14 protein-coding genes and 1 pseudogene are annotated in these 21,633 nt (G+C 24.6%); 5 read left to right on the top strand and 10 right to left on the bottom strand.

The genetic code is table 11. From position 1 onward, the window contains the following. Positions 1–2 precede the first annotated feature (2 nt). From AB4W59_RS01315 to phrB, 3 genes are all read right to left on the bottom strand, one after another. Positions 3–2,801, bottom strand: a complete 2,799-nt coding sequence (locus AB4W59_RS01315) for a 2-oxoglutarate dehydrogenase E1 component (RefSeq protein ID WP_367672863.1) — start codon at positions 2,799–2,801, stop codon at positions 3–5. 160 nt (positions 2,802–2,961) lie between these two features. Beyond that, the gene (locus AB4W59_RS01310) at positions 2,962–3,705 is read right to left on the bottom strand and encodes a Nif3-like dinuclear metal center hexameric protein (protein ID WP_367672861.1); all 744 of its coding nucleotides are present in this window, start codon (positions 3,703–3,705) and stop codon (positions 2,962–2,964) included. Continuing rightward, the gene (gene phrB / locus AB4W59_RS01305) at positions 3,705–5,150 is read right to left on the bottom strand and encodes a deoxyribodipyrimidine photo-lyase (protein ID WP_367672859.1); all 1,446 of its coding nucleotides are present in this window, start codon (positions 5,148–5,150) and stop codon (positions 3,705–3,707) included. The genes AB4W59_RS01310 and phrB overlap by 1 nt, the downstream gene beginning before the upstream one ends. A 346-nt stretch (positions 5,151–5,496) precedes the next feature. On the opposite strand from phrB, the gene fldA reads away from it, so the two are divergent. Next, a complete protein-coding gene (gene fldA, locus AB4W59_RS01300; RefSeq protein WP_367672857.1) occupies positions 5,497–6,024 on the top strand; it encodes a flavodoxin FldA in 528 nt (175 codons plus the stop codon). 251 nt (positions 6,025–6,275) lie between these two features. Here the strand turns inward: fldA and gap are convergent, their stop codons facing one another. The 4 genes and pseudogenes from gap to AB4W59_RS01280 all read right to left on the bottom strand — a co-directional run bounded on the left by gap (position 6,276) and on the right by AB4W59_RS01280 (position 10,462). After that, positions 6,276–7,280 (bottom strand): type I glyceraldehyde-3-phosphate dehydrogenase, encoded by a 1,005-nt coding sequence (gene gap, locus AB4W59_RS01295; protein WP_367672855.1) that lies wholly within the window; start codon positions 7,278–7,280, stop codon positions 6,276–6,278. 42 nt (positions 7,281–7,322) lie between these two features. After that, the gene (locus tag AB4W59_RS01290; protein WP_367672853.1) at positions 7,323–8,561 is read right to left on the bottom strand and encodes an FtsX-like permease family protein; all 1,239 of its coding nucleotides are present in this window, start codon (positions 8,559–8,561) and stop codon (positions 7,323–7,325) included. A gap of 17 nt (positions 8,562–8,578) precedes the next feature. Further along, a pseudogene (lolD, locus tag AB4W59_RS01285) lies at positions 8,579–9,267 on the bottom strand (lipoprotein-releasing ABC transporter ATP-binding protein LolD). Next, positions 9,260–10,462: an FtsX-like permease family protein gene (locus AB4W59_RS01280; protein WP_367672851.1), complete on the bottom strand. Its 1,203-nt coding sequence runs from the start codon at positions 10,460–10,462 to the stop codon at positions 9,260–9,262. The pseudogene lolD and the gene AB4W59_RS01280 overlap by 8 nt, the downstream one beginning before the upstream one ends. Before the next feature lie 307 nt (positions 10,463–10,769). Here AB4W59_RS01280 and mfd point away from each other — a divergent pair, with 307 nt between their 5' ends. Both mfd and pgl read left to right on the top strand, forming a co-directional pair. Beyond that, positions 10,770–14,207, top strand: coding sequence for a transcription-repair coupling factor (mfd, locus tag AB4W59_RS01275; protein ID WP_367673326.1), 3,438 nt, complete (start codon positions 10,770–10,772; stop codon positions 14,205–14,207). 148 nt (positions 14,208–14,355) lie between these two features. Then, positions 14,356–15,363, top strand: a complete 1,008-nt coding sequence (gene pgl / locus AB4W59_RS01270) for a 6-phosphogluconolactonase (protein WP_367673325.1) — start codon at positions 14,356–14,358, stop codon at positions 15,361–15,363. Between the two features lie 32 nt (positions 15,364–15,395). Here the strand turns inward: pgl and bioA are convergent, their stop codons facing one another. Beyond that, on the bottom strand, positions 15,396–16,682 hold the full coding sequence (gene bioA, locus AB4W59_RS01265) for an adenosylmethionine--8-amino-7-oxononanoate transaminase (protein ID WP_367673324.1): 1,287 nt from the start codon (positions 16,680–16,682) through the stop codon (positions 15,396–15,398). A gap of 78 nt (positions 16,683–16,760) precedes the next feature. Here bioA and bioB point away from each other — a divergent pair, with 78 nt between their 5' ends. Continuing rightward, positions 16,761–17,789: a biotin synthase BioB gene (gene bioB / locus AB4W59_RS01260; protein WP_367673323.1), complete on the top strand. Its 1,029-nt coding sequence runs from the start codon at positions 16,761–16,763 to the stop codon at positions 17,787–17,789. A 401-nt stretch (positions 17,790–18,190) separates the two neighbouring features. Then, the gene (gene bioD / locus AB4W59_RS01255; RefSeq protein ID WP_367673322.1) at positions 18,191–18,862 is read left to right on the top strand and encodes a dethiobiotin synthase; all 672 of its coding nucleotides are present in this window, start codon (positions 18,191–18,193) and stop codon (positions 18,860–18,862) included. On the opposite strand, the gene glyA is transcribed toward bioD, so the two are convergent. Both glyA and hisS read right to left on the bottom strand, forming a co-directional pair. Beyond that, entirely contained in the window at positions 18,859–20,112 is a 1,254-nt protein-coding gene (glyA, locus tag AB4W59_RS01250) for a serine hydroxymethyltransferase (protein ID WP_367673321.1), read from the bottom strand. The two genes, bioD and glyA, sit on opposite strands and share 4 nt — an antisense overlap. Before the next feature lie 78 nt (positions 20,113–20,190). Next, positions 20,191–21,459: a histidine--tRNA ligase gene (gene hisS, locus AB4W59_RS01245; RefSeq protein ID WP_367673320.1), complete on the bottom strand. Its 1,269-nt coding sequence runs from the start codon at positions 21,457–21,459 to the stop codon at positions 20,191–20,193. Positions 21,460–21,633: the final 174 nt, after the last annotated feature.

Here is a 21,633-nt window from a genome sequence, read left to right as displayed (position 1 = left end):
TTTTAAGATCTTTTTAATGCTTGTTTTATTAAATATTCTTGTTGTTTTTTATGAATTGAAATATATCCAGAAGCGGGAGAAGCTGAAGACATACGACCAACATATTGTAATGATTGAGTATTAGGTAAAACATTGTTAATATTATCTTTAATATATATCCAAGCGCCTTGATTATAAGGTTCTTCTTGACACCAAATAAAATCTTTTACAAAAAGATAATTTTTTAGTATTTTTAATATTGTATCAGTCGGAAAAGGATACAGTTGTTCAATTCGCAATATGGCAATGTCGTTAATATTCTGTTTACGACGTTCTGTTATTAAGTCATAATATATTTTTCCAGAACACAAAATAATTCTATTTACTTTTTGTATATGAATATTATCTATTTCATCTATGACATGTTGAAATTTTCCATATATAATCGAGTCTAATGTAGAATTAGCCATTGTATTTCTTAACAGCGATTTAGGGGTAAATATAATTAAAGGTTTAATGATATTTTCAACAATTTGTCTACGTAAAATATGATATATTTGAGAAGATGTAGTAGGAATACATATTTGCATATTATCTTCCGCACATAATTGAAGAAATCTTTCAATTCTTGCTGAGGAGTGCTCTGGTCCTTGCCCTTCGTACCCATGAGGTAATAATAATACTAAATTACATTTTTGATTCCATTTTTGTTCGCTTGATGCAATAAATTGATCAATAATAATCTGAGCTCCATTAATAAAATCACCAAATTGAGCTTCCCAAATGTTTAATGTATTTAATGAGAATAAAGAATATCCATATTCAAAAGCTAATACAGCTTCTTCAGAAAGTGTAGAATCCCATATTTGAAAACATCCTTGATTTTTATGTATATTTTTTAGTGGAATATAAATTGAACCGTTTTTTTGGTCATGAATACAAGCATGTCGGTGAAAAAATGTACCTCTTCTACTGTCTTCTCCAGATATCCGACAAGAAATTCCCTCATTTAAAATAGTGGCATAAGCTAAATTTTCAGCAGCGCCCCAATTAAATAATTTTAATCCTTGAGCCATTGCCAATCTTTCTTCATAAATTTTTTTTACTCTTGGATGCATTGTAATAGCATGAGGAATTGTATTTATATTTATTGCTAGATTTTGAATATTTAAAAAATTTTTGTTTATCTTTGATAATATGGTACTTTTATTGTAAAAATTTACATTATGATTATCAGATATAACATGTCTTTTTTTTTCTGTGGAAACAACATAATCTTCTTGTTTTAATTTTTGCTGATATTCTGTAGCAATATTATCGATGTTTAATGATGTAATAATCCCTTCATTAATTAATAAATGAGAATATTGGTCTTTAGTCGTCGGATGATTTTTTATTTTTTGATACATCATGGGTTGCGTTACAAAAGGTTCATCCACTTCATTATGACCGTGACGTCGATAGCATACTAAATCTATAAAAACATCTTTTTTAAATTTGTTTCGAAAAGATGTCGCTAATTGTGTTACAAAAATAGATGATTCTACATCATCAGTATTGATATGAAAGATGGGTGCTTCAATCATTTTAGCAATATCAGTACAATATTGACTAGAACGCAAATGTTTAGCGTTAGAAGTAGTAAAACCAATTTGATTATTTATGACTATATGAATTGTACCTCCTACTGTATAACCTTCTGTTTGTGAAATATTTAATGTTTCCTGGGTAATACCTTGTCCAATAATAGCAGCATCTCCATGAATATTAATAGGTAAAATTTTAGAAGATGATATTTTTAGATTATCTATGCATGCACGAACTGAGCCTATTGTTACTGGATTAATTATTTCTAAATGTGAAGGATTAAAATGTAAATAAAATTTAATATTTTTATTTTTGTTTTTTATTATAGTTAATCCTCCCATGTGATATTTTACATCACCGCTATACTTTTCTGATACATTTATACTAGAGAATTCATTAAATAATATTTTTGTGCTTTTATTTAAAATATTAACTAAAACGTTTAACCGACCTCTATGAGCCATGCCTAATATAATGTTAGATATATCTTTTTGTTGTGCACATTTTATGATGGTATTTAATATAGGAATTAGTGTTTCAGCTCCCTCTATAGAAAATCGTTTTACGCTAGAAAATTTTTTTCCAAGATATTTTTCTAAGGACTCTGCATGGATGATATCAGTTAATAAATTTATTTTATCTATTTTTTTTAATGTTTTTTCACAAAAATATGATTCTATATAATTTGTAATCCATGTTTTTTCTTCGGTATCTTGTAAATGCATATACTCAAAACCAACAGAACCACAATATTTTTTTAAAAGAATAGAATACAAATCTTGAATATTCGTTCGAAAACAATTATTTTTTTTAAAATTAATATTAATTAACTTATTTAAATCTTTCTGTGTAAAATTATAATAAGATAATTTTAAATTTGGAATATCTGATGATATTTTTGATTGGAGAGGATTAAAAGAAGATTGTTTATAACCTATTTTTCTAAACGTATGAATTAGAATTTTTATTTTTTCAGAAATATTGTTATTGCTAGAAACATTCATATGATTTACATCATATTCTAAATCATTTCTAAAATATAAATTTTTTTCTTGAATGTTATTTTTGTCTAGTATATCAATATTCTTTGATATAGATAAAAAATTATTATACCATGTTTTATCAATAGATTTGGAATTATTTAAAAATTTTTTGTACATTTCTTCTATATAATTTTGATTTTCTCCAGATAACCAAGAATTTTGAAACCATTTTTTAAAAGTATTATTTTTCATTTTTATTCAATTATACAATTATGAATATTAAAATTAACAAAGAATATTATATAAAACACATGTATGTTTTAAAACATGTTAATATTTTAATTCTTAAGTGATTTTCATTATTTTTCAAAATAAATTTTTTTGATATTGATAATAATCTTATTTTCTAAATTTATGCAGGATTATGAATATCAATAAATGTAACATCTAAACAATATTTATTTTTTAACCATTGCCCCAAAGCTATAATACCATCTCTTTCAGTGGCGTGATGTCCTAATGCAAAAAAATGAATACCTAATTCTTGAGAAATATGCATAGTTTCTTCTGAAATCTCTCCAGTTAAAAAAGCATCTACCCCCAATTTATACGCATCTTTTAGAAAACCTTGACCTTTTCCGCTACACCAAGCAATACGATTGATATCATGAGGAGCATTTTCATATAAATGTATAGGAGATTTTTTAAATTTTTTTTCTATTTTTTGAGCGAGCTCATAACCTTTAATTGTATCTTTCATATAACCCCAAAAAACATAGGGTAAAATATTACCTTGTGTACAAATATTTAGTTTTTTAGCTATTTGAGCATTATTACCTATTTCTGGATGCATATCTAAGGGTAAATGCCAACTATATAAATTAATATCATTTGATAATATTGTTTTTAATCTTTTTCTTTTCATATCATGTATATATTTTGATTCATTTTTCCAAAAATAACCATGATGCACTATTATAGCGCTTGCATTGTAATTTAATGCCTGATCTAATAATGCTTGACAAGCAGTGACTCCAGTAATAATTTTTTTGATTATTGGTCGTCCTTCTATTTGAAGGCCATTAGGAACATTGTCTTTATATTGATTCGTAGATAATTTTTCATTTATAATTTTTTCTAATAAAAAATTTTTCATTAATTTTTGTTTTCCTTATCAAGATACTTTAACCGTGTTTGGTTAAAAATTAATAATGCTTTTTTTTTAGTATCACTAAAATTTACAATCGGTTTAGGATATTGTAATGTAATATTTTTTATATTGGCCCATTCATATGGATTATGAATATAAGCACAAGGTACATTATTTAATTCAGGAATAAATTTTTTTATAAAACTTCCAGATGAATCAAAGATTTTTGACTGTCGTATTGGATTAAAAATACGAATATAAGGAGTAGAATCAGCTCCTATAGATGCTGCCCATTGCCAGCTTCCATTGTTTATAGCTTTATCTCCATCAATTAATTGAGAAATAAAATATTTTTCTCCTTTTCTCCAATCAATCAACAAGTTTTTTACTAAAAAACTAGATGTAATCATTCTTAATCTATTATGCATCCATCCTATTTTTTTTAATTGCCGCATACCAGCATCAATTATTGGAAAACCTGTTTGACCTTGTTTCCAAGCATGAAAGTAATTTGTATTATTTTTCCAGGGAATATTTTTTTCCCATGGCGTTAAAGATTGACATTGATTTAATAATGGATAACCAATTAATAAATGATAATAAAACTCTCTCCACATTATTTCATTTATCCAAGAGCATGTAGATATAGTATTAAATATATTTTTGTGTATTTGAAAAATCATTTTAAAACAATATCGCGATGATAAAACACCTATAGATAAATATGGAGATAACATGCTAGTATGATTTAAAATAGGAAAATTTCTTTTTAAAGCATAATCACTCAATTTTTTTTTTAAAAATGCTTTTAATCGAATAATAGCCTTTCTTTCTCCAATAGGGAAAAGATTTAAATCAAAATTAGATTTATAGTTTTTAATATTTAAATCAATGGAATGAAAAGATAATGGATGAGCTCTTTTTTTAGGTACTGGAAAACATATAGGTATTTTTTTTTTTAAAATATTAATAATTTTTTTTTTAAAAGAAAAAAATTTTTTATATGGCATGTTTTTTTGAGTTAAAATATCTTGACTCGAAACTAATATATGATCATGAAATCCATGCGTTATGACACCTTGTTCAGAAAGTTTTTTTGTCGCTACTACATCTCTTACATGTTCATCACTGTCATATTGATAATTATAAAAAACATTATTTATTTTGTGTTGTTGACAAAATACAACTAAATCATTTACAGATTTTTTAAAAGTAGTAGATTCATAATAATATAATAAAATATTTAAATTATATAATTCATTTTTTAATGATATTAAATTTTGATTAAGAAAGGATATTTTTTTTTCAGAAATATTTCGATTATACCATTGTTGTGGAGTGGCAATGAATAAGGCTATGATCTGTTCTGTAGAAAATGTACATGCTTTATATAATGCTGTATTATCATGAACACGCAAATCATTTCTAAACCAAATTAAATTTTTTTTCATAAATTTTCTTTTATATATTATATCAAAATATAAGTATAATAAATTTTTTAATAAAAATACTGATAAAGATAAATTATTTAATAATTTTATTTCAATATCATAATTTATTTTTATAAAGTTATAATTTATTTATTCAATAAATAAAATATCGATAATAATATTTATGAAGTATTTTAATATTTAATTTTTTATAATTATATATCATGCATACTTAAGTATATTTAATATATTATGTTGATGATCTGATATTTTAAATAGCAATATAAAAAATATTTTCATAAGCATTTATAGATTATTTATTAATATAATATATTTCTGTAAAAATCTTGTATATGAGAACAATAAAATGAAAAAAATAGGTATTTTTTTTGGAAGTGATACAGGTAATACAGAAAAAATAGCAAATATTATTTATAAAAAAATTGGTGTAAATATTTCTCAAATATACGATATTAGTAAAGCATCTAAAAAAGATATTGAAAATTTTAATTATTTAATATTTGGTATACCCACATGGTATTATGGTGAAGTACAATGTGATTGGGAGGATTTTTTACCTATATTAAAAAAAATAAATTTTTTAAATAAAACTATTGCTTTATTTGGTTGTGGTGATCAAGAAGATTATAATGAATATTTTTGCGATGCTTTAGGTATCATATATAACATTATACAAAAAAACCAAGGAAATATAGTAGGAAGATGGTCTACACAAGAATATACTTTCGAATCTTCTAAAGCATTATTAAACAAAGATTACTTTGTAGGATTAATTTTAGACGAAGATCGTCAACCAGAAAAAACTGATCAAAGAATTAAAATATGGCTTAGAAAAATTGCACCTTTTTTTGATTTAAAAAATATCATAAAATGAATTTATATGATGACTTTTTCAAGGTAAATATATTATATATTGAAAGAAATTAATAATGTTAATTACATATTTTATTTTAATTTTATAAAATTTTTTTAAAAAATTTTTTTATTTTTATTGTTATAAAAATTATATAATTTTACTGATAATAAAAGCAGTATTAAGTCTAACTTAATACTGCTTTATCATGAACCAATATCGTTTTATATGTATTTATTATTCAATAACTTTAAAGGTTATATAATGAATATTTATATTTTATACGTATTTATTAATTTAGCTAAATCTAAAACTTTGCTGGAGTAACCTGTTTCATTGTCATACCAAGCAATTAATTTAAAAAAATTTTTATTTAATGATAAACCGGCTTTTGCATCAAATATAGAAGTTAATTCTTGTCCGTTAAAATCTGTGGATACAACCTCATCTTCTGTATATCCTATAATACCTTTCATTTCCTTCTCTGAAGATCGTTTTATTTCTTGACAAATTTCTTGATATGATACTGTTGTTTTACAGCGAACAGTTAAATCTACAACAGATACATTAGACACTGGCACTCTAAATGCTATACCGGTTAGCTTTCCATTAAGATTAGGTAAAATTTTTCCTACAGCATTCGCAGCTCCAGTAGAAGATGGAATAATATTTTGTAATGCTCCTCTACCTCCGCGCCAATCTTTACAAGAAACTCCGTCTACAACATTTTGAGTAGCAGTACTGGCATGTACTGTAGTCATTAATCCTTCAATAATATTAAATTTTTTATCTATTATTTTAGCTAAAGGAGCTAAACAATTAGTAGTGCAGGATGCATTGGATACAATGCTTTCTCCTTGATATTTATCAAAATTAGCACCTTTTACAAACATTGGAATATTATCTTTTGAAGGACCGGTAATAATTACTTTTTTTGATCCTGCTTTAATGTGTTTATGCGCTAATTCTTTAGTTAAAAAAAGTCCAGTAGATTCTATAACTACATCAACTGCAACGTCGCTCCACAAAATTTTTTCTGGATCTTTATGAGAGGTAATTCTAATATTTTTTCCGTTTACAATTAAATAATCTTGGTGTATTGCAATGTTATTTTGAAAATTACCATGTGTTGAATCATATTTCAACATATAAGCAATATATTCAGTATTTAATAAATCATTAATAGCAACAATTTCAATATCTTTACGTGTTTGTGCAAGTCTAAATAATACGCGTCCAATACGACCAAATCCGTTTATTCCTACTTTAATAGTCATTTTTTCACCATATTTTTAACATAGTATTTATAAATATTTGTGTTAATTCTCTTTGAGAACTTTACTTGGATTGATAGTAGTAGCATAATAAGATGGATAAATATTAGTCAAAATACCTATTATTATTGTTACAATTAATATTGTTATGACATCTAATACATGTAATTTTAATAATAAGTAATCTGTCAGGTGAAGATCATTTAAAAAAATGGTATTTTTAAAAAATATTTTTAAAAAAAATATTATGTTTTCAAAATTTAAAATTGTAATTATGCCAATAAGCAAACCAAAAAAAATTCCTGATACAACAAATCTTAATCCATAGCATAAAAAAATTAATTGAATAAGAGAATTATTAGCACCCATACTTCTTAAAATGGCAATTTCTTTAGTTTTTTTTAAGATGGATATAAAAGAAATTGATACTGTACTTAAACATGAAATAATAATAACTATTGATATTGCACAATATATGGTTATTTTAATTTTTTGAATATCGTGATAAAAATCTTTATAAGTTTTCATCCATGTATAAATAGCAACTGGTTCTTTTATCCTTTTTGCTGCATCAAGTATAATACTATCCGCTTGAAAAGGGTGAGACATATGAATTTCAATCTCAGCAAAAGTTTTATTAATACTTGAGAGATTAGTAAAAAAGTTTAAAGGCATTAAAATCACGTTATCAGATAATACTTCTTGAGACGTAAAAATAGATTTAATTTTTATAGGAAAATTGACGAAACTGGATTGAACAAAATGATTTTCTTGATTGAATATAATTAAATTAATCCAATCATTTTCTTTAACGCGTAAAATTTTTGCTAGAGAAGAAGAAATAAAAACATCATATTTATTATTTTTTTTTACATTAAAATAATTTTGATTGTTTTTATGAGAAAAATATTTTTTTAAATCTTTTTTACCACTGAAACTCTTAATCTGAACTAATTTAATAATTTTATTTTTTTTTAATAATCCATTAAACGTGATATGACGTGTTACATAGGAAATTCCTGGTACACTTTCTATTTTTTTTTTTATTATAGTCCATTTTAATGGAGATGGATTTTTCAACAAAATCACACCGTGTGGTAGAGTAGATAAAATATTTTTGTTTAATAAAACTTGAAAACCATTTAATGCACTTAAACTTATTAGTAATGCAAAAATACTTGTTGATATTCCTATTTGTGAAATAATAGTTATTAATTTTGTTGAAAAGTTTATTTTTTTAGGACGATAAAAGCGTTGTGAAAGTATGAAAGGCAAATAATTCATTAATATTGTCTTGTTTTTTACTGTCCATGATGTATAAGCTTCCCATTGTTGATTTTTAGTAGAATTGGTAATTTTTTAGCTAATGTAATATCGTGAGTTACAATTAAAAAGGCAGTATTATGATTCTTATTAAATTTTAATATCAAATCCAATATCATATCTCTATTGCATTTGTCTAAATTACCAGTTGGTTCATCGGCAATAATTAAGGGTGGAACATTAATGAAAGCGCGTGCAATCGCAACTCTCTGCCTTTCCCCTCCTGATAATTCAGATGGATATTTTTTTATTTTTTTTTCTAAATTTACCATCTTTAACATTTCATATGATTTTTCATAGGCTTTTTTTGCATTTGTACTATTTATTAACAAAGGCATAGAAACATTTTCAAGAATGTTAAAATCTAATAGTAAATGATGAAATTGATATATAAAACCAATTTTTTTATTTCTTAATTCTGATAAAGCATTTGATGACATTGAGCATAGCGATACATTATTAAAAAATATTTTTCCAGATGTGGGAGTATCTAATCCTCCCAATAAGTGTAATAATGTACTTTTTCCAGAACCAGATTTTCCAATAATAGCTATTATATCTTTTTTTTTATAACAAATGATATATTTTTTAGAACAGACTGTAATATATCTCCATCTTGGTAGGATTTATATAAGTTTATACATTGTAATAAAATAGAATTATTCATTTTTATATAAAATTTTTACTGGTTGCAATTTAATGATAGTCCAAGAAGGAAGTATATTTAATAATATTGTTAAAAATAAAATAGCATTAGTAATAAAAAATATTTGTGATAAATCAATAATAATTGATATTTCATTATGATTGGAAAATACTTTTAAAAAAGACATTAAAAAATTTTTTTGCATAATTAAACAGATACTAGTAACAATCCCTAATACTACTCCTATGATGGTTATGCTGGAACTTAAAATAAAAAATATTAGTATTATTTTCCAGTTTTTTAATCCATGTGCTTTTAAAATTGCAATAGATTTTTGTTTTTCTGTTACACATAGCATTATAGTTATAACAATGTTACAAATCACTACTAATACAATTAAACATAGAAGTACCGTTATAATATATGTTTCAATTTTTATTGCTTGAAATAATGTATTTTTTTGTATTTTCCAATCTAATAATGTAAATTTTTGTGTAAATTTTTTTATCTCATGTCTATTGATAGACAGAGGATTTTTAAACCACAATCTCCAGCCAGTAATATGATTTCTGGGATAATTTAATAAATTTGCAGCATCGTCTTGATTAATTAATATTTGATAATAATCTACTTCATTATTAGTACAAAAAATATCATTAATTTTAAAAATGTGCTCTTTTAAAAAATTTTTCGGAAATTGAATATTTTTAGAAGGTGAGACAATTAATTTAATATGATCACCTAATTTTACATGTAATTTTTCGGCTAATTTTTTTCCGATAATTACGTTATTATATCCTGATTTTAGTTTGCATAAAACATCTTGGATGCTGTATCTATATATATCAGTATAATTGGTAGCATTAATACCAAGGATAGCTCCTATGATTATATTATTATGAGTGTGTATGATAACTTCATCAGAGATAAAGTCGGAAAATTTTATGATTTCTTTAACATTTAATAATTGTTTAGGAAACATAAATCTATTAACATGTCTATCTTTATTAGTAACAATTATATGTGGAGTAAAATATAGAATATTTTTTTTAAATTCCTCTTTAAATCCATTCATCATAGATATCATGATAATCAGAGCGGACACGCTAATACTAATACATAATATCGATAATATAGTAATTATTTTTTTAAATGTTGGAAGATGTTTATTCCACAAATAACGTAAACCAATAAAAAATGATATGGGTTGATACATTTTGTTTATCTTTAATATATTTAAACTTTATATGTATCAAAATAAATATAAAAAATTTTTATATTTTTATATATTAAACGTAATTATTATATAAATGCAATCAATTTAATATATATTAACACAATTTATTAAAAAAAATAAATCAAATAAACTTTTATAATACAATTAATTTAATAGATTATAAATTTTGCATATTGTATAAATAATTATTTATTATACCATTTAAACACAAAAAACATAAATAATGAATATATAAAAATTTTTATTAAATATTTATATAATCTATTTATATAAACAATTGATACATATGATGAAAAAAATAGAATATAACTTTAAAGAAAATACAAAAAAAAAATATATATTAGCTAATGCAATTGGTTTTTCAGGCCTTATTGAATGTTCTCTTATTATAGAACAATATTCGGAACTAGTTATTTTTATTTCTTCTGATATTAAAAAAACAGATGAAATCAAAAAAACAATCAAGGAATTAACAAATTTAAAGATTATGCATTTTAAAGATTGGGAAACTTTACCTTTTGATTGTTTTTCACCTCATTGTAAAATTATTTCTTCACGGCTTTCAATTTTATATAATTTAAAAAATATTAAAAAAGGATTATTAATTGTTTCATTGCCAACTTTACTGCAAAAAGTCTGTTCATATCAATATCTTATTGAAGAATCTATTTATATTAATAAAAATGATAAAATAAATTTTCATACGCTGATACGTAAATTATATGAGATAGGATACGAAAAAGTTAATGAAGTTATTCATCCTGGTGAATTTAGTTATAATTTATCATTAATAGATATTTATCCAATGGGTAACATTCATCCGTGTCGCATTCATGTATTACATAATTATATTTCTCGTTTACATCATTTTAACATATTTAATCAGCTTACTTTTAGTGATATACATTCAATCATCATTATGCCTAAAAATGAATTTCCCATCCATAAGAATGGCATACAAACATTCTGTAAAAATTGGAAAAAAAATTTTAAAATCGATATTAAAGAAGAAGATATTTATCAATCTCATAATCGTAAACTTATACCTGGTATTGAATATTGGCAACCATTTTTTTTTCAAAAAAAATTAATTACTTTATTTCATTATTTATCTAAAAATACTTTAGTGATTTATGAAGATACATTAGAAGAATATGTAAACAATTTTTGGAAAAAAATAAAAGAGCGACATCGCTTGATTTCTTCTCTTAACCGAACTCCATTAATAACGCCTCAAAATTTATGGATAACTAAAAAAGAATTATTGTTTTTTTTAAAACAATATTCTTCTATTGAAATTAAAGTAGGTAAAGTGGTAGAAAACAATAATGCTATTAATTTAAATATACAAAAATTACCTATTGTATCAAATAAATTAAATAAACAACAAAAAATTAATTATCTTATATCCTTTTTTCACATATTTTCAGGTAAAATTATCTTTTTTCTAGAAAACAAAAAATATTTAAATATATTTTTAAAATTTCTTCAAGAACATAATATTAATCCTGAACATATCAAAAAAATTACCGATATACATTGTTTAAATAATTATTTTTATACTATTAGTCATATTAATAGAAGCTTTATAAATAAAAAAAGAAATATTTTATTTATATGTGAAAAATATTTACTACCAATATTGATAGATCAACAAATCGTACCAATTATAGAAAAAAAGAAAAATATTTTTATAAATAACCAATTGTCTGAACTAAAATTTAATCATCCTATTGTACATCTTGAACATGGTATTGGAAGATATCAAGGTTTAAAAACTATAGAAATTGCTAACATTAAATCTGAGTATGTGGTTATTAAATATGCAGAAGAAGACAAGCTATATGTACCTATTTCATATTTTCACCTTATTTCACCATATACAGGTATTTCTCAAGAAAATATTCCACTACATAAATTAGGTGGGTCCAATTGGATCAAGGAAAAAAAGAAAATTCATCATATATTATATGATCATGCAGTAAAATTATTAGATATTTATGCTCATAGAGCATCTAAAACAGGTTTTTCTTTTCAAAAAAATACAGAAGAATACAAAATTTTTTGTAAAGATTTTCCATTTGAATTAACATTAGATCAAAAAAAAGTGATTACATCAGTCTTAAATGATATGCATAGCTCAACTCCTATGGATCGCGTAATTTGTGGAGATGTGGGTTTTGGAAAAACAGAAGTAGCTATGAGAGCGGCATTTATAGCTGTATCTAATAATAAACAAGTGGCTATTTTAGTACCAACTACTTTATTGGCACAACAACATTTTGATAGTTTTAAAAAACGCTTCTCTAACTGGTCTTTTCAAATTAATATGTTATCTAGATTTTGTACACAAAAAAAACAAAATATTATTTTAGATAATACTCAGAAAGGTAATATTCACATATTAATTGGCACTCATAAAATTTTATTAAAAAATATTAATTGGTATAATCTCGGATTGTTAATTATAGATGAAGAACATAAATTTGGTGTGCGGCATAAAGAAATTATTCAGCAATCCTATTCTAATATTGATATATTAACCCTAACTGCTACCCCAATACCACGCACATTAAATATGGCAATGACTGGTATAAAGGATTTATCAATTATAGCTAATCCTCCATCTCATAGATTATCTATTAAAACTTTTGTTCAGGAGTATAATTCTCAATTAATTCGCGAGACAATCCTGCGTGAAATATTAAGAGGTGGACAAGTTTATTATATATATAATAAAGTAAAAAACATTAATAATATAGCTAAAAAATTATCTTGTTTAATTCCAGAAGCAGATATTCAAATTGGTCATGGAAAAATGAACAATATTGAGCTAAAAAAAATTATCAATAATTTTTATCAAAAAAAATTTAATGTATTAGTATGTACAACAATCATTGAAAGCGGTATTGATATACCTAGTGCAAATACTATTATTATTGAAAATGCCGATCATTTTGGGTTATCACAATTACATCAATTGCGCGGTCGTGTAGGTAGATCAAATTATCAAGCATATGCATGGCTCCTTGTTCATAATTTTAAAAAAATTACAGAAGACGCGAAAAAAAGACTAGAAGCATTTTTATCTATTGATGATTTTGGTGCGGGTTTTTCTTTAGCTAATCAAGATTTAGAAATCAGAGGTGTTGGTGAACTATTGGGAAAAGAGCAAAGTGGCCATATAAATAGTATAGGATTTAATTTATATATTAAAATATTAAAAAAAACTGTTAAATCTATACAACATGGTGATTGTCTTTCATTGAATGAATTGATAAAAAAACAACCAGAAATAGATTTATCTGTACCTGTTTTATTACCAAAAAATTATATTGCCGATGTAAATACAAGATTATATTTTTATAAAAAAATTGCCAGTACTAGTAATATAGAAGAAGTCAAAAAAGTAGAATATGAGTTGCATGATAGATACGGGAAGATCCCTGATGAAACGAAAAATTTATTATTAATTTCTGAAATTCGTTTACTAGCAGAGCAATTAGGAATTAATCGTATTAAATCTAATGATCATGAAGGATTTATAGAATTTGATACAAAAAATGACATTAATATAAAATACTTATTACAATTATTACAAGAAGAACAACATGTTTGGAAAATAATAAGTACAACTAAATTAAAATTTATAAAAAATTTAAATAATAATTTTCTTCGAATTACATGGATAAAAGATTTATTAAAAAAATTTAAAAATAACTAACAATAATTTTTATGTTTTTAATAATATTAATTTATTTTTTAAATATTATTAAAATCATATTAATAATAAATATTATCAGAAATATATTAAATTATATAATAATATTATTTAATGTATTAAATTAATTCATTTTCTAAAAAGAGACTATATGAAAGAAATTGTATATATTGCTATACCAGATCATAATATAATAGAAGTATGGAATTTATGCCGAAATGGAATTTTAAAATTAATTCAAACCGTCGTGACTGACGGCCAAGTCCAACCTATAAATATGATTAAAAATAAAAATATTTTGTATGCAGGAATCCGTCCTAATAACAGAATTATTATGTATTCTATAAAACATAATGGTTTACTTAAAAAAATTCATGAAAGCTCTTTACCTGGAAGCCCGAATTATATTGCTTTTGATTTTAATAATAAATTCTTATTTTCTTGTTCTTATCATTTTAACTGTATGAGTATAAGTTTATTAAATAAAAATGGAATAGTACAAAATCCTATACAAACTATATATAATATTAAAGGATGTCATGCAGCTAAAGTAAATAAAAAATATAATGTATTGTTATTGACATCTCTACAAGCAGATTGTATTAATTTGTATTATCTTACAAATAATAATCAAATAAAAAGCACTGAACAAAAAGTAATATATACTCAAAAAAATTCAGGACCACGTCATATCAGTATTCATCCGAATCAGGATTTTGTATACACTATTAACGAACTCAATAGCACTATAGATGTATGGAATTTATATCATGAAAAGAACATGGTAAAAATAAAAAAAATACAAACCATAAATCTTTTTTCTTCTCAGTTAAATAAATATTGTTGGGCTTCTGATATTCATATAACATCTTGTGGACGATTTTTATATGCTGCTGATCGCGCATCTAATACTATTCAACTTTTTTATATACGCTCGGATAATAATAAAATTATATTTTTTAAAAGTTATTTGACAGAAGAACAACCTCGCGCATTTTGTATTACTTGGAATAATCATTACTTAATCGTTACTGGTCAGAAATCTAATACATTTACTATATATAGTATATCTTATAATACAGGAGAATTAAGAAAATTAAATACTTATAATACACGTATTGGAGCTCTGTGGATCAAACCCTACCAATTACATATATGATAATATCTTTTTTTAAATTATTTTAATGCTTTTTAAATAAACAAGAATTTTTTATTTAATGCTTTTTTTATTGCATTTGTTAATTGTTTCAGTGCATACGTACTAATAATATATGGAGGAACAATATAAATTAATTTTTTAAATGGTCTAATCCAAACCCCTTGTTCCACAAAAAATTTTTGCATCATCGCAATATTTATTATTTGTGAACACTCAACAACTCCAATAGCTCCTAATATACGAATATCTATTACTCTAGGGTGTTCACGTAATGGTAGTAAATTTTTATACAATTGTCTTTCAATATGTAATACTTGATTTTGCCATTCATTACTTTGTAAAATTTTTATATTAGCATAAGCTACAGAGCATGCTAGAGGATTACCCATATAAGTAGGTCCATGCATAAAACAACCGGGTTTGCTATTACTAATTCTATCTGCAATATTTCGTGAAGTTAGAGTTGCGGCTAAAGTAATCGTACCACCCGTAATAGCTTTTCCTAAGCATAATATATCTGGTATAACATTAGCATGTTCAAAAGCAAAAATTTTTCCAGTTCTACCAAAACCAGTAGCTATTTCATCAAAAATTAACGGAATATGATAATAGTCACATAATTTTTTGATTTTTTTTAAATATGTAGGATGATAAAAATTCATACCACCGACACCTTGCACTATGGGTTCTAATATAACACCTGCTATTTGTAAGGAATGTTTTTCAATTATTTTTTTAAATGATACTAGATCATTTTTATTCCATGACGAATGAAAAGAAGAAACAGGTGATTGAGCAAAAAAATTTTTAGGTAAAAAATTATTATATATTTGATGAATAGAGTTATTAGGATCAGATATAGACATTGCAGCAAATGTGTCGCCATGATATCCATTTAAAATGGTTAAAAATTTTTTTCTATTTTGACCCAAAGAGTTCCAGTATTGGATAATCATTTTCATTGCAACTTCAATTGATATAGAACCGGAATCGGATAAAAAAACACAATCTAATTTTGAAGGTGTTAATTGAATTAGTTTTCGACATAACGCGATAGCTGAAGGATGCGTAATGCCACCAAACATAACATGAGACATTTTTTGTATTTGTTTTTTTAAAGCTCGATTTAATACAGGATGGTTATAACCATGTATCGCAGACCACCAAGAAGACATTCCATCGACTAATTTTTGGCCATTTTTTAGTGTTAAATATACTCCTTTTGCTGATATGATTGAATAACATGGTAATGGTTTAATCATAGAAGAGTAAGGATGCCAAATATGTTTATAATCAAAAAGCGCATCAGATAAATTCATTTTTATATATATAATTGAATATTCAATAAAATATTATAAACTTTTATAAAAATAAAATCATAATTTTTTAGAGGTAATATGAAGAAAATATGGACTTTAGAAAAAACAAAAATTCTTTTTCAAAAACCATTTTTTGACATTCTTTTTCAAGCTCAAAAAATACATAGAGAAAATTTTCATCCTAACGAAATACAAATTAGCACATTATTATCTATCAAAACCGGTTCTTGTCCTGAAGATTGTAAATATTGCCCGCAAAGTTCTAGATATAAAACAGGTTTAAAGAAAGAATCTTTATTAAAAATAGAACAAATTTTAAATGCTGCTAAAGAAGCACAATCTGCAGGATCTAGTCGTTTTTGTATGGGTGCGGCATGGAAAAATCCAAAAGATAGAGATATGCCTTATTTAGAAAAAATTATTAAAGAAATAAAAGCAATGGGTATGGAAACTTGCATGACTTTAGGAACTTTAAGTTCTATACAAGCACAAAAATTATCAGATGCAGGACTAGATTTTTATAATCATAATTTAGATACATCCGAAAATTTTTATAAAAATATTGTCACCACAAGAACATATCAAGAACGATTAAATACTTTAGACAAAGTACGTGATGCTGGAATGAAAATTTGTTCTGGGGGCATTATTGGCATGGGAGAAAAAATAACTGATCGTATGCAATTATTAATAGAATTATCTAATTTACCACACCATCCCGAAAGTGTACCAATAAATATGTTAGTAAAAATTCCAGGCACGCCAATGGAAAATAATAAAAATGTAAATCCTTTTGATTTTATTCGTATAGTTGCAGCAGCTCGTATTATGATGCCTAAATCTTATATTCGATTATCGGCTGGTCGACAACAAATGAACGATCAAACCCAAGCTATGTGCTTTATGTCTGGTGCTAATTCTATTTTTTATGGATGCAAATTATTAACGGCTAGTAATCCAGAAAAAGAACATGATTTAAAACTTTTTAAACAATTAGACTTGCATACTGCACATAAAAAAATAAATTTTTCAAAAAAACAAAACACTAATTCTGAATTTAAAACTGTAAAAATAAAAAAAAATCAATATTATAATGCGGCTATATAATTATATATAATATATTAAAAAATTATTTTGTATAATCTTTCTAATACATAAGAAAACATACTGTTATCAATATGTACTAGATATAAATACATATATATATTATAGTATAGCGAAATGTTTATACAATATTTAGATATAAAAAATATTTTAAATTATTTAATTTGCAATAATAATAAATAAAAAAAATTTTTTTGAAAAAATAAAAATAATGCATCATAATTATATAATATAATTTTTTATTTATTTTATTTTAAAATATTATTGATTTTAATACTCTATGTCTCAATGATATGACATAGAGTCGTACACGCAATAATAGTTAATATGTAAACAATTTTATTCACATAATAATATATTCGCGTATATAAAAAAATAATACCTTTTATTAATGACAATTAATTATGATTAAAAAATATTTCATCACCGGCACTGATACAAACATTGGAAAAACATTTGTGAGTAGAATTTTATTACGCACAGCAAACAAATATGGATATCAAACTGCAGGATATAAGCCTATTGCATCTGGAAATTATACAAAAAAATATGGCTTAAAAAACAAAGATGCCATAATTCTTCAAGAAAATAGCTCTGTATCACTAAAATATAAAGAAGTGAATCCGTTCTGTTTTTATGAAAATTCACCGCCTCATATATTAAATAATGTATTAGGGAAAAATATCAATAAACAATCTTTATCATTAGGTTTATATAAATTAACTCAAAAATCTAATTGGATATTAATTGAAGGTGCTGGTGGTTGGTATACGCCAATATCATATTGTAATACTTTTGCAGACTGGGTACAAGATGAAAAATTAATCGTTATTTTAATTATAGGAATAAAATTAGGATGTATTAATCATGCTATTTTAACCGAAAAAGCTATTTTATCAGATAAAACGATATGTGCTGGATGGATTGCAAACATCTTATTACCTCAAGAAAAATATCAAATAGAATATATGTCTACTTTATTAAGTTATATACAATCTCCATTGTTAGGGATAGTTCCTTATATGAAAAATTATAAAATAATAAAAACACAAAATATTAATATCAGGTTGCCTTAAATATATACTGGATATTCAGCGCACAAATCAAGTACTTTATTTCTTATTTGTAAAATATTTTTTGTATCTTTAATGTCATTTAAAATGCTGATAATCCAATATGCAACAAGAGATATTTCTTTTTCTTTAAAGCCGCGTCTAGTGACAGCAGGCGTACCAATTCGTATTCCTGAGGTAATAAATGAACTTTTTGGATCATTGGGAATATTATTTTTATTAATAGTGATATTTGCTTGACTTAATATAATATCTGCTTCTTTTCCTGTGATATTTTTATCTGTTAAATCGATTAAAAATAAATGATTAAAAGTGCCTCCAGAAATTATTTTATATCCTTCCTGAAGAAAAATATCAGTCATCAATTGTGCATTTTTTATTATTTGTTTTTGATAAATAAGAAAGCTAGGCTCTAATGCTTCTTTAAATGCAATAGCTTTTCCAGCAATAACATGCATCAAGGGTCCACCTTGGCTTCCAGGAAAAACAGACAAATCCAATTTTTTATATAATGTACTATCACCATACTTGGAGATAATTAATCCACCACGCGGCCCTGCTAATGTTTTATGAGTAGTACTTGTTACTACATGAGCATAGTATATAGGATTAGGATAAATTTTTGCCGCTACTAAACCAGCAATATGAGCCATGTCCACCACAAAATATGCATTAATACTATCTGCAATATCACGCATTTTTTTCCAATTACATATCCCGGAATATGCAGAAAAACCACCAATAATCATTTTTGGTTTATATTTATATGCTAAAGATGACAATTCTTCATAATCAATTTGACCTGATGCATTAATGCCATATGAAATAGTATTGTACATTTTACCTGAGAAATTGACTGTAGCACCATGTGTTAAGTGACCACCGTCCAATAATCTCATACCTAATATTGTATCTCCAGGTTTCAATAATGCTGCATAGACAGAAAAATTTGCTTGAGATCCTGAATGCGGTTGAACATTGGCATAATCCGCATCAAATAATATTTTTGCACGATTAATTGCTAATGTTTCTATGATGTCTACATATTCACAACCACCATAATATCTTTTTCCAGGATATCCTTCAGCATATTTATTAGTTAGCTGAGATCCTTGAGCTAACATAACATATTGACTAGTGTAGTTTTCTGAGGCTATCAATTCAATATGATTTTCTTGTCTTATTTTTTCATTTTTTATAGCAGTCCATAATTCTATATCATATTTTGATAATGTTGTTTTATTATTAAGCATGTTTTTCCTAAATACTCTGTTAAAAATAAATATTTTATTTTATAAAAAAATTTTTTAATATTTTATATTTTTAATTTTTTAAAAAAAAGAATTAATTTTTATTAAAATTTCATTTTTAAAAATATAATATTGCTTGTTGTATTTTAAATCTTTTACTAAAAATAATCCCCTTTTTACTTCATCGTCTCCTATTAAAATAGCAATATGTGATGGAAAGTTAACAGCATGTGTTATTTTTTTTGCAAGAGTACAATTAGAAAAATCAGTAAATACTTTTAATTTAGGATACACATCATGAATTTCTTCTGATAAAGCAATAGCATAACGCTTATTGCTATCTCCTATAAAAATAATGTAAATATCAATCCCTCTTTGATCAGGAAAAAAAATATTACTATTTTGTGCTAATAGTATTAATCGCTCCATTCCAATAGCAAATCCAATTCCAGATATTTTTTTGATGCCCTTGTTATCAAGAAAAAAATTATATCTACCTCCTGCACAAATAGCATCTTGCGCACCTAATTGATTACTTCTCCATTCAAATACAGTACTATTATAATAATCTAATCCTCTGATTAAAAATTTATTATGATAATATTGTATTCCACAGTCATTAAGCATTGTGCATAATGTTTTAAAATAATTTTTTGATTTTTTGTCTAAATAATTGTATAACAATGGTGCTTTTTTTAATATTTTTTTTATATCTTCATTTTTAGAATCTAAAATGCGTAAGGGATTGGTATATAAACGACGTTTAGAATCATCATCTAGCAAAGACTCGTACTGTTTTAAGAAAAATATTAGTTCTTTTTTATATTTTATCCTATCATTCTGAGAGCCAATAGAATTGATTTCTAATTTTATATCTTTATCTATACCTAATACCTTCCATATACGACTAGTAAGTATCATTATTTCTAAATCAATTTCGCTGTAATCGAGTCCAAAAACTTCTGCACCAAATTGATAAAATTGTCTATATCGTCCTTTTTGTGGTCTTTCATACCTAAACATAGGACCAAAATACCAAAATTTATTGTTTTTATGCGCTAAGTTATTTTGTATAATAGCACGTACGCAGCCTACAGTGCCTTCTGGACGTAAAGTAATATTATTTCCTTTTCGATCTTGAAAAGAATACATTTCTTTTTCAATAATATCAGTAATGTTTCCAATGGCTCTTTGAAAAATTTCTGTTTTTTCTACTATAGGTAACCTAATTTCTAAGTAGCAATAACTGTTTAAAATTTCTTTAATAATATTTTCTATATAATTCCATAATTGCAATTCTTCTGGTAAGTAATCATGCATACCTCTGACGGATTTAATTGTTTTTTGCACTATTTTCTCTTTTTATTTTTTATTTATTTTTGATATCAATCATGACATGCATTTAAATACAGAAATCAAAAATAATTTTATAATTTAAATATTTTTATATTATATTTTGGATTCCAAACAAAATATTATTTTTGTAAAAATTATTAAAAAATTTTTTTATCTAATAATTTTTAT

This window comes from Buchnera aphidicola (Cavariella theobaldi) (genome assembly GCF_964059165.1).
In the GTDB taxonomy this organism is placed as follows: Bacteria; Pseudomonadota; Gammaproteobacteria; order Enterobacterales; family Enterobacteriaceae; genus Buchnera; species Buchnera aphidicola_BO.
Note: the sequence above shows the minus strand (reverse complement) of the source record. Positions and strands in the feature narration are given on the sequence as shown.

Bases quoted from the DNA above. Each gene is read 5' to 3' on its own strand.
- pgl (WP_367673325.1), top strand. From the start codon at position 14,356: ATGAAAGAAATTGTATATATTGCTATACCAGATCATAATATAATAGAA.
- gap (WP_367672855.1), bottom strand. From the start codon at position 7,280: ATGACTATTAAAGTAGGAATAAACGGATTTGGTCGTATTGGACGCGTA.
- bioA (WP_367673324.1), bottom strand. From the start codon at position 16,682: ATGAATTTATCTGATGCGCTTTTTGATTATAAACATATTTGGCATCCT.
- fldA (WP_367672857.1), top strand. From the start codon at position 5,497: ATGAAAAAAATAGGTATTTTTTTTGGAAGTGATACAGGTAATACAGAA.
- AB4W59_RS01280 (WP_367672851.1), bottom strand. From the start codon at position 10,462: ATGTATCAACCCATATCATTTTTTATTGGTTTACGTTATTTGTGGAAT.
- bioB (WP_367673323.1), top strand. From the start codon at position 16,761: ATGAAGAAAATATGGACTTTAGAAAAAACAAAAATTCTTTTTCAAAAA.
- bioD (WP_367673322.1), top strand. From the start codon at position 18,191: ATGATTAAAAAATATTTCATCACCGGCACTGATACAAACATTGGAAAA.
- AB4W59_RS01310 (WP_367672861.1), bottom strand. From the start codon at position 3,705: ATGAAAAATTTTTTATTAGAAAAAATTATAAATGAAAAATTATCTACG.
- AB4W59_RS01315 (WP_367672863.1), bottom strand. From the start codon at position 2,801: ATGAAAAATAATACTTTTAAAAAATGGTTTCAAAATTCTTGGTTATCT.
- phrB (WP_367672859.1), bottom strand. From the start codon at position 5,150: ATGAAAAAAAATTTAATTTGGTTTAGAAATGATTTGCGTGTTCATGAT.
- AB4W59_RS01290 (WP_367672853.1), bottom strand. From the start codon at position 8,561: ATGAATTATTTGCCTTTCATACTTTCACAACGCTTTTATCGTCCTAAA.
- mfd (WP_367673326.1), top strand. From the start codon at position 10,770: ATGATGAAAAAAATAGAATATAACTTTAAAGAAAATACAAAAAAAAAA.
- glyA (WP_367673321.1), bottom strand. From the start codon at position 20,112: ATGCTTAATAATAAAACAACATTATCAAAATATGATATAGAATTATGG.